At 69.1% G+C, this 9,027-nt stretch carries 8 protein-coding genes; 1 reads left to right on the top strand and 7 read right to left on the bottom strand.

The annotated features are described in order from the left end of the window. On the top strand, window positions 1-2,207 hold a 2,207-nt coding region (locus tag ACT6S0_RS07380; RefSeq protein ID WP_444763247.1), incomplete at its 5' end, for a DEAD/DEAH box helicase. Between the two features lie 5 nt (window positions 2,208-2,212). Here the strand turns inward: ACT6S0_RS07380 and ACT6S0_RS07375 are convergent. The 7 genes from ACT6S0_RS07375 to ACT6S0_RS07345 form a co-directional block, all read right to left on the bottom strand. After that, window positions 2,213-2,638: a hypothetical protein gene (locus ACT6S0_RS07375; protein ID WP_444763246.1), complete on the bottom strand. Its 426-nt coding sequence runs from the start codon at window positions 2,636-2,638 to the stop codon at window positions 2,213-2,215. A gap of 387 nt (window positions 2,639-3,025) precedes the next feature. Then, window positions 3,026-3,361 (bottom strand): Na+/H+ antiporter subunit G, encoded by a 336-nt coding sequence (locus ACT6S0_RS07370; protein WP_444763245.1) that lies wholly within the window; start codon window positions 3,359-3,361, stop codon window positions 3,026-3,028. Between the two features lie 11 nt (window positions 3,362-3,372). Then, window positions 3,373-3,642, bottom strand: coding sequence for a K+/H+ antiporter subunit F (locus tag ACT6S0_RS07365; protein WP_444763244.1), 270 nt, complete (start codon window positions 3,640-3,642; stop codon window positions 3,373-3,375). After that, the gene (locus tag ACT6S0_RS07360) at window positions 3,639-4,127 is read right to left on the bottom strand and encodes a Na+/H+ antiporter subunit E (RefSeq protein WP_444763243.1); all 489 of its coding nucleotides are present in this window, start codon (window positions 4,125-4,127) and stop codon (window positions 3,639-3,641) included. The genes ACT6S0_RS07365 and ACT6S0_RS07360 overlap by 4 nt, the downstream gene beginning before the upstream one ends. Next, window positions 4,124-5,713 (bottom strand): monovalent cation/H+ antiporter subunit D, encoded by a 1,590-nt coding sequence (locus ACT6S0_RS07355; RefSeq protein ID WP_444763242.1) that lies wholly within the window; start codon window positions 5,711-5,713, stop codon window positions 4,124-4,126. The genes ACT6S0_RS07360 and ACT6S0_RS07355 overlap by 4 nt, the downstream gene beginning before the upstream one ends. Beyond that, window positions 5,710-6,069, bottom strand: coding sequence for a Na+/H+ antiporter subunit C (locus ACT6S0_RS07350; RefSeq protein ID WP_444763241.1), 360 nt, complete (start codon window positions 6,067-6,069; stop codon window positions 5,710-5,712). The genes ACT6S0_RS07355 and ACT6S0_RS07350 overlap by 4 nt, the downstream gene beginning before the upstream one ends. Further along, window positions 6,066-8,915, bottom strand: coding sequence for a monovalent cation/H+ antiporter subunit A (locus ACT6S0_RS07345; RefSeq protein WP_444763240.1), 2,850 nt, complete (start codon window positions 8,913-8,915; stop codon window positions 6,066-6,068). The genes ACT6S0_RS07350 and ACT6S0_RS07345 overlap by 4 nt, the downstream gene beginning before the upstream one ends. Window positions 8,916-9,027 lie beyond the last annotated feature (112 nt).

Below are 9,027 nucleotides of genomic sequence, written 5' to 3'. Positions count from 1 at the left end.
CGCTCGGGCCGCGTGGCGAACAGGTGACGGTGGCCGTGCTTGGCGCGGCCGACGTGCAGGCCGAGGCGGCGCTGCTGGCGCGCGGGCTCGTGCCGCTGGACACCCGCCTGCTGCAGTGGCGCGGTGATCCCCAGCCGCTGGGCGCGTCGCTGTGGACGCTGGTGCAGGAAGAGTTCTTCGGCGACTTCCACGCCGACAAGGTGCCCGAGCTGCTGGCCCTGGGCTGGCAGATCACCACCGCGCCCGGCTTTGCCCATCACAGCCGCGCGGTCAGTGGCTGGCAGCTCGGCCTGAGCGAGGCCGAGGACGCGCCCCCGCCGAGCCGCCGTGTCGGAGGCGTCGGCCTGGAGCGCCGCAAGGGTGCCTGGCTGGTCAGCCTGGGCATGGAGGTGGACGGCGAGCGCATCGACCTCGCGCCGCTGATCGCGAACCTGCTGCGCCGCGACAAGCGCTGGCTGGACGCCGCGGCCATCGCTGCCATCGAGGATGACGCCATCGTCTCGCTGCGCGCGCCTGGCGGCCGGCGCTATCACGCGCAGGCGGCCCCGCTCAAGGCCGTCATGCTGGCCTTGCTGGACCTGCTGAAGCCGGCGCAGCTGGAGAAGGGCGAGCCGCTGCAACTGGGCGAGTGGGATGCGGACCGCATCCGCTGCATCGAAGACGAGTCGCGCGGCCGTTGGCAGATCCACGGTGATGCGGGCCTGAAGGCCCTGGGCCTGCGCCTGCTGGCCGCCGGCGCGCCTGCCGCGACGGCGCAGCCGTCCGGGCTCGGCCTGGCACTGCGCCCCTACCAGCTGCACGGCCTGGCCTGGCTGCAATACCTGCGCGAGCAAGGGCTCGCCGGCATCCTGGCCGACGACATGGGCCTGGGCAAGACGGCCCAGGCGCTGGCTCACATCTGGATGGAGAAGCAGGCCGGCCGCCTGGACCGCCCGGCCTTGGTCATCGTGCCGACCTCGCTGCTCTTCAATTGGCAGCAGGAGGCCGCGCGCATCGCGCCCGGACTGGTGGTACGGACCTGGCATGGCGCCGACCGCGCGAGCGTCGGCCTGGCCGGCGCCGACGTCGTGCTCAGCACCTACAACCTCGTCTGGCGCGACCTGCGCGCGCTGGCGGCCCAGCCTTGGCACCTGCTGATCCTCGACGAAGCCCAGGCCGTCAAGAACGCGCAGGCCCGCGCAGGCCGCGCGTTGCGGCGCCTGGACAGTCGCCACCGCCTCGCATTGACCGGCACGCCGCTGGAGAACCACCTCGGCGAGCTGTGGTCATTGTTCGACCTGCTGATGCCGGGTTTCCTCGGCGACTCGCGCACCTTCGCCCGCCACTGGCGCAAGCCGATCGAGATCAACCGCGATGGCGCCCGCGCGCGGCTGCTGGCCGCCCGCGTGCGGCCCTTCATCCTGCGGCGCATGAAGACCGAGGTGGCGGCCGAGCTGCCGCCGCTGACCGAGCTGGTCAAACGCGTCACGCTGGTCGGCGCGCAGAAGCAGCTCTACGAAAGCGTGCGCGTCGCCGCCGACCACATGGTGAGGCGCATCCTGGCGCGCGACGGCTTCAGCGCGACCAGCCTCATCAGCGTGCTGGACGCGATGCTCAAGCTGCGCCAGGTCTGCTGCGATCCCTGGCTGCTCAAGGGCGTGGAGATCCCTCACGGCGTTGGCCGTGCCAAGCTCGAATGGCTGCGCGAGCATGTGCCGGATTTCGTTGCCCAGGGCCGGCGGCTGCTGGTGTTCTCGCAATTCACCGGCATGCTGGACCTGATCGCCGCTGAGTTGGACGGTTTGAGGCTGTCCCATCTGCGGCTGACCGGTGAAACGGCGGCGGCGCAGCGTGGCGACGTGGTCAGGCGCTACCAGGCCCGCGAGGTGCCTGTCTTGCTGGCCAGCCTGAAGGCCGGCGGCGTGGGCCTGAACCTGACGGCGGCCGACACCGTGATCCATGTCGACCCCTGGTGGAACCCGGCCGTGCAGGCCCAGGCCAGCGCGCGCGCCCACCGCATCGGCCAGGATCAGCCGGTCTTCGTCTACCAGCTCGTCGCCCAGGGCAGCATCGAGGAGCGCATGCTGGAGTTGCAGGCCAGCAAGAAGGCGCTGGCCGACGGCCTGCTGGGGCGCGACGACGGCGGTGGCTTGAGCAAGTTCAGCGCGCTGGAGCTGGACATGCTGCTTGCCCCGCTGGCGGCTGCGGAGGCGGCCGACGAGGCCTAATCGCCTCAAGCGCGGTGATCGGCCAAGATGGCCTGCGTCACCATCGTGTTGCTGATGCGCCAGCGCGCCAGCATGTGCGCGTACACCAGGCGCTCATCGCTGGTGACGCAGCCGTCGGCCGTGACCACGGCTGCTGCCAACCGGCACAGCAGCAGGCGCTGGGCCCTGTCGGACACATCGTCGAGCAGGTGGTCAAGCTGCGAGATCTCGTCCAGCGACAGCCACAGCCGCGGTCCTGCCTGCTCGGGGTGCCCATCGATGCTGCCGTATGCCAGGTCGACGACCTGCGCCCGCTTGACGCCCAGCCGCTCGAATGCGTCGAGCTTGTCGAGCATGTCCAGCTCGCGCGGATCAACGCGGCCGTTGGATGCGACCACCAGTGCCAAAAGCGACGCGCTGGATTCGGGTTCAGGCGTGATTTGATGGGCCATTGCAGCTACTCCTGGTCTGTTGGACAGCGTCGCGTTCACCCCCAAAGGTGCCATGACGCGAGCATGGCGGGGACTGAAATGATGGGCATCGCTTGATCTCGGCGCAGGCCGGCAGACGCCTTGTGCAGTCTCAACCATCGAGCACTTGCTGTGCGCGCCACGACGAGGCATTCCCGACAAATCAGAAAAGTCCGATCCACTGGATGGTGCGCTTCCCCGCCACTGGGCGAGCTCGAGGCCCGCCGTCGCCGGCCAGGTGGGCCCGGTGCGCGCTACCGCCCAAAGCAGCCGACCTGACGGCCGTGCGGCCCGAGCGCGGCGGTGGCCTCGGCGCCGTCGACCGGCAAGACGAGGGTCCCTGATCGCTTCAGCGGCGTTGTCGGTTCTTCAGTCCACCGGCAGGTCGTCGGCGGCCACCTTCGAGGGCACCCTCAGGTGCAGGGCCGCCTGCGCCATCAGGTTTGCCGAGACGGGCGCGGTGATGAACAGGAACAGCGTGATCAGCAGTTCATGCGCGCCGGCCAGTCCACTGGCCCAGGCCAACAGCATGCTGGCCAGGAGCACGCCGCCGACGCCGAGCGTGGTCGCCTTGGTGGGCGCGTGCAGGCGCATGAAGAAGTCGGGAAACCGGGTCATGCCGATGGCGCCGATCAGCATGAAGGCGCCGCCGATGACCAGCATCGCGGCCACCAGTGCTTGCACCCAGAGTGGAATCTCGTTCATCTGCATTCCCCTTACTCGATGACGTCGCCGCGGCTGAGGTAGCGCGCCAGCGCCACGGTGGACACGAAACCCAGCATCGCCACGATCAATGCCGCCTCGAACAAGAACGTGGTGCGGCGTTGAATCCCCAGCAGGATGACGAGGGCAACGACGTTGATGTAGAGCGTGTCGAGCGCCAGCACGCGGTCGATGGCCGACGGCCCGCGCAGCAGGCGCCAGCCGCACAGCACGGTCGCCAGGCCCACGGCGGCCAGCGCGAAGTTCAATGCCCATTCGATCATTCGAAGATCTCCTTGAGCGGGCGCTCGTAACGTTGCTTGATCTGCGCCGCCATCGCAGCCGGGTCGGCGCAGTCGAGGGCGTGCACGATGATCCGGCGGCCGGTCTCATCGACGATGCAGGAGACGGTGCCCGGCGTGGTGGTGATGATGGTGGCCAGCAGCGCGATCGCTGCTGGATGCGTGAGATCCAGTGGCAGCAGCACCCAGGCCGGCCTTGGGTTCGAGCCCGGCGTCAGCACGATGCGCGCCACGGTCAGGTTGGACGTGACGATGTCCGACAACACCACGCCCAGCAGACGCACCGCCATGCCGGCGTGGCGCAGACGCCCCCCTGCGGGCAAAAAGCCGCGCAGCAGCCAGGGCAGGCCGATGCCCAGAGCGGCCGCCGTGATGAGCTGTGGCAAGTCCAGGCTCTGCTGCAGCAGCAGCCAGGCGGCGGCCAGCAGCGCCGACAGGGCGGGATGCGCGAGCCAGCGGGGCGTCATGGCCGGCCTCCCGCGGGCACCACCCGGTAAGGCCGGGTGCTGTTGATCGGCTGGCCGTTGGATTCGCCCAGCACGGCGCGCGCATAGGCGCCACGGTCCCCGAGCTGCAAGGCAGTGGCATCGGCATAGCGCTGCAACGGCGCCGCGAAGATCGACATCGCGAACACCAAAGCCAGGGGGACCAGTGCAGCCAGCAGCTGCTGCGGGCGGGCGCCTGCCGCAGGCGCCAGCGGCGCTGCCGGCAAGGGTGACTGCACCTGCCAGAACAGCACGGCGCCGGCGCGCGCCAGTGCGAGCAGGGTGCAAAAGCCCACCGCGAGCACCACCGCCCACACCGTCGCCACCCAGGCATGGCCTGCCGAGGCCTGCAGCAGCATCAGCTTGCCGACGAAGCCGGGAAGCGGTGGCAACCCGGCCACCGCGGCCCCGCCCAGCAGCAACAGGATGCCCAGCAGCTGCGGCTGGGCCACGGCCGGCGCGCTGTCCAGCCGCCCACCGGTCTCGCCCCGTTGCGCGCTGATCAGTTCCGCAAGCAAGAAGAGCCCGGCAGTCACAAGCGTGCTCTGCGCCAGGTAGTAAAGCGCGGCAGACCAGGCCGCCGCCCCGCCAACGCCGAGTGCGGTCAGCACCGTTCCCACCGAAACCACGGTCAACCAGGCCAGCAGCCGCGGCAGCGTTTGCGCAGCCAAGGCACCGAGCACGGCGACCACGCCGGTCAGCAGTGCCAGCGGCAGCAGCAGCGACTGCACATCGAGCACGGCCGCACTCTGATCGCCGCCGAACACGACGCCGTGCACGCGCAGGATGGCGTAGACGCCGACCTTGGTCATGATGGCGAACAGCGCGGCAACCGGTGCGCTCGCCGCCGCGTAGGTGGCCGGCAGCCACATCGACAGGGGCATCAGTGCGGCCTTGAAGCCGAACACCACCAGCAGGATCAGCCCGCCGGCCTGCAGCACCAGCGCCTCCGAACCAGTCGCTGCGGGTACGCGCAGCGCCAGGTCGGCCAGGTTCAGCGTGCCTGTCATGGCATAGACCAGCGCCACGCCGATCAGGAACAGCGCCGACGCCGCCAGGTTGAGCACCACGTAGTGCAGGCCGACACGCAGCCGCTCGCGACCCTGGCCGTGCAGCATCAGTGCATACGAGGCGACCAGCAGCACCTCGAAGAACACGAACAGGTTGAACAGGTCGCCGGTGATGAACGCGCCGTTCAGGCCCATGAGCTGGAACTGGAACAGCGCGTGGAAGTGGCGCCCGCGCCCATCCCAGCCTGCACTGGCATACAGCAGCACCGGCAAGGCGGTGCAGGCCGTCAACAACAGCATCAGCGCCGCCAGCCGGTCCACCACCAGCACGATGCCGAAAGGCGCGGGCCAGTCGCCGAGCCGGTAGACGGTGAGTGCGCCTGTATCGGCCCGAAGCAGCAGCATGCAGGCGACCAGTGCCATCAGCGCTGCGCTCGCCAGCGCCACGCTGCGGGCGCGCTGCAGGCCCGCGTCGCCCAGCACCAGCAGGAGCACGGCGGCAGCAGCCGGCAGCACGACGGGCAGCACGGGCAGGTGGGCGGCGATGACGCTGCTCATGCCTTGGGGCCGCCCGGGTCGACGCGATCGTCCTGGCTGCCATCGACATGGTCGCTGCCGCTCTCATGCCGGCTGCGCAGCGCCAGTTCGATCACGAAGCCGGTGGTGGCAAAGCCGATCACGATGGCGGTCAGCACCAGTGCCTGTGGCAGGGGGTCAGCCACGGCGCTGCCCGCAGTCAGCAGCGGCGGCGCGTTATTCCACAAGCGTCCCATCGCAAAGATGAAGACGTTGACGGCGTAGCCCAACAGGCTCAGGCCCAGCACGACGGTGAAAGTCCGCCCGCGCAGCAGCAGGTAGATGCCGCAGGCGGTGACCCAGCCGATGCCGGTGGCGACCAGGAACTCCATGCTCATGCGGAAACCTCCTCCTTCCCCGCCGGCTTGTTGCTGGCGGCGCCGAGCACCGACAGCATCAGCAGCGTTGCCCCCACGACCGTGATGTACACGCCAAGGTCGAACAGTGCGGCGCTGGCCAGCGGCAGCTCGCCCAGTAGCGCCACATTGGGATGGCCATGGGCGCTGGTGAGGAAGGGCCGGCCGAACCAGAATGCCGCCACGCCGGTGAGCCCGGCGATGGCCAGGCCCGCGCCGATCCAGCGCGTGAAGCGCCTTCCCTCGGCGCCACGCAGCAGCGCCTCGGCCCGCACGTGGCCCAGCGCCATGTACTGCATCACCAGCGCCACTGCGGTGATGAGGCCGGCGATGAAGCCCCCGCCCGGCAAGTTGTGTCCGCGCCAGAAGATGTAAAGGCTGACCACCAGCGCCAGCGGCAGCAGGACACGCGCCGCCACGCGCAGCATCAGCGGCGTCTGCGCGAAGGTCCAGGCGCGGTCTTGCGCATCCCGCTCGGCCCGGCCTGTGCGCATGCCCTGCAGCAACGCCAGCACGCCCACCGCGGCGATGCCCAGCACCGTGATCTCGCCAAAGGTATCGAAGCCGCGGAAGTCCACCAGGATCACGTTCACCGCGTTGGTGCCGCCGCCACCGGGAACGGCCTGCTGCAAGAAGTACCAGGACATCGAGTCGTGGTCGCGCGTCATCACCAACCATGCCAGCCAGGCGACGCCGCCACCACCGGCCAGCGCCAGCACCGCATCGCGGCCGCGTCGCCAGTGCGTGGATTCGCGCGGGCTGGTCTGCGGCAGCAGCGCCAGGGCCATCAGCAGCAGCACGGTGGAAACGATGTCCACGGACAGTTGGGTCAGCGCCAGATCGGGTGCCGACAGCATCACGAACGTGAGCGTGGCCGCCACGCCGACCACACTGAGCAGCACCACGGCAGTGAAGCGATGGCGGTGCGTCGCGACCAACGCGGCACCGGTGATCAAAAGCAGCAGCCACACGATCATGGCCATCGGCGGTGCCGGCAGCAAGCCGCGGCCGCCAGCGCCTGGTAGCGGGGCCGCGCCCAGAACGAACGGTGCCGCAGCCAGCACGATCGCCGAGCCGATCAGCAGCGCGGCGTAGGTCTGCAGCGAGCCGTTCTCGAGCCTGGCCGTGACACGCGCTGCCACGGCGTAGAGCGCGTCGATGGCATGCGTGAAGAACAGCCGTCCGGTCCAGCCGCGTGGATGGTCAAGATGCAGATCGAAGCGCTGCTTCAACGCGAAGTACATCGCCACGCCGCCCACCAACGCCAGCGCGCTCATCAACAGTGGCAGGTTCAGGCCGTGCCACAGCGCAAGGTGGTACTCGGGCGGCGGTGCGCCCAGCACGGCCGTGGCGGCAACCTGCACCAGCGGGCCGAAGGTCAGCGCGGGCAGCAGGCCCACCACCACGCACAGCGCCACCAGCAGTGCCACCGGCGCCTTCATGAAGAACGGCGGTTCGTGCGGGTGCGGGTTGGGCGTCTGCTTGGGCGGGCCGTTGAAGAACACGTCGTGGATGAACCGCAGGGAATAGGCCACGGCGCAGATGCCGCCCAGCGTCGCTGCCAGCGGCACCAGCGGGCCCAGCGCAAAGCCCGCCTGGCCGTCCACCGCCTCGGCGAAGAACATCTCCTTCGACAAAAAGCCGTTGACCAGCGGCACACCGGCCATGGAGGCGGCCGCGATCATCGCCAGCGTGCCCGTCCACGGCATCAGCTTCATCAGCCCGCCGAGCTTGCGCATGTCGCGTGTGCCGGTTTCGTGGTCGATGATGCCGGCGGTCATGAACAGTGACGCCTTGAAGGTGGCGTGGTTGAGGATGTGGAACATCGCCGCCACCGCCGACAGCGGCGAGTTCAGGCCGAGCAGGAAGACGATCAACCCCAGGTGGCTGATGGTGGAGTAGGCCAGCAGTGCCTTGAGGTCGTGCTTGAACACGGCCACGTAGGCGCCGAAAACCATTGTCGCCAGGCCCACCGGCGCGACGATGGCGCCGAACAGATCGGTGCCACCGATCACCGGGTACAGCCGCGCCAGCAGGAAGATGCCGGCCTTGACCATGGTGGCTGAATGCAGATAGGCAGATGCCGGCGTGGGCGCTGCCATGGCCTCGGGAAGCCAGAAGTGGAAGGGCCATTGCGCGCTCTTGGTGAAGCAGCCGACGAGGATCAGGCCCAGCGCCAGCGGGTACAGCGCATGGGCCTGGATGGCGGCGACGAGACCTGGCTGCGCGAGCATCGCGGAAAGGTCGTAGGTGCCGGCGATGCGCCCCAGCACCAGCACGCCGGCCAGCAGCACCAGCCCGCCGCCACCGGTGACGGCCAGTGCCATGCGCGCGCCTGCCCGGGCCTCGGCCTTGTGGCCCCAGTAGCCGACGAGCAGGAAGGACGACAGGCTCGTCAGCTCCCAGAACACCACCAGCAACAGCAGGTTGTCGGCGAGCACCACCCCCAGCATGCCGGCCATGAACAGCATCAGCTGCGCATAGAACTTGCCCAGCGAGTCGTCCTTGCCGAGGTAATACGGTGCATACAGGATGATCAGCAGGCCGATGCCGGTGATCAGCCAGACGAACATTAGCGCCAGGCCATCGAGGCGGAAGTTGGCGTTCAGCCCGAGCGCGGGGATCCATTCGAGTGGAGCCAGAACGGTCTGGCCAGCGAACACCTCGCCGCTGAGCGATGTGGTGGCGACCAGCGCGGCGGCCGTGACAAGCGCCGCTAGCCATGCCGTCAGGCGCCGACGTCGCGGCGTATTGCTTTGCCCGCTCCACAGGCACAGCAGCGTGCCTGGCACCAATGGCAGCAGGACGGTCAGAAGAAGGGCATTCATGGAGCCCTGAACATGGGTGGCGAGCCCGACGTTGTCATTGTAGGAAGCAGGTGGTTCTCGGGGCGGAAAGCGCGCGGGGATGCAAGCCCGTCAGCCTACCAGCGGTTCTTGT

It is taken from the genome of Roseateles sp., from assembly GCF_052436255.1.
In the GTDB taxonomy this organism is placed as follows: Bacteria; Pseudomonadota; Gammaproteobacteria; order Burkholderiales; family Burkholderiaceae_C; genus Pelomonas.
This window is presented reverse-complemented; position numbering and strand designations above follow the sequence as displayed.

Bases quoted from the DNA above. Each gene is read 5' to 3' on its own strand.
- ACT6S0_RS07375 (WP_444763246.1), bottom strand. From the start codon at position 2,638: ATGGCCCATCAAATCACGCCTGAACCCGAATCCAGCGCGTCGCTTTTG.
- ACT6S0_RS07370 (WP_444763245.1), bottom strand. From the start codon at position 3,361: ATGAACGAGATTCCACTCTGGGTGCAAGCACTGGTGGCCGCGATGCTG.
- ACT6S0_RS07365 (WP_444763244.1), bottom strand. From the start codon at position 3,642: ATGATCGAATGGGCATTGAACTTCGCGCTGGCCGCCGTGGGCCTGGCG.
- ACT6S0_RS07360 (WP_444763243.1), bottom strand. From the start codon at position 4,127: ATGACGCCCCGCTGGCTCGCGCATCCCGCCCTGTCGGCGCTGCTGGCC.
- ACT6S0_RS07355 (WP_444763242.1), bottom strand. From the start codon at position 5,713: ATGAGCAGCGTCATCGCCGCCCACCTGCCCGTGCTGCCCGTCGTGCTG.
- ACT6S0_RS07350 (WP_444763241.1), bottom strand. From the start codon at position 6,069: ATGAGCATGGAGTTCCTGGTCGCCACCGGCATCGGCTGGGTCACCGCC.
- ACT6S0_RS07345 (WP_444763240.1), bottom strand. From the start codon at position 8,915: ATGAATGCCCTTCTTCTGACCGTCCTGCTGCCATTGGTGCCAGGCACG.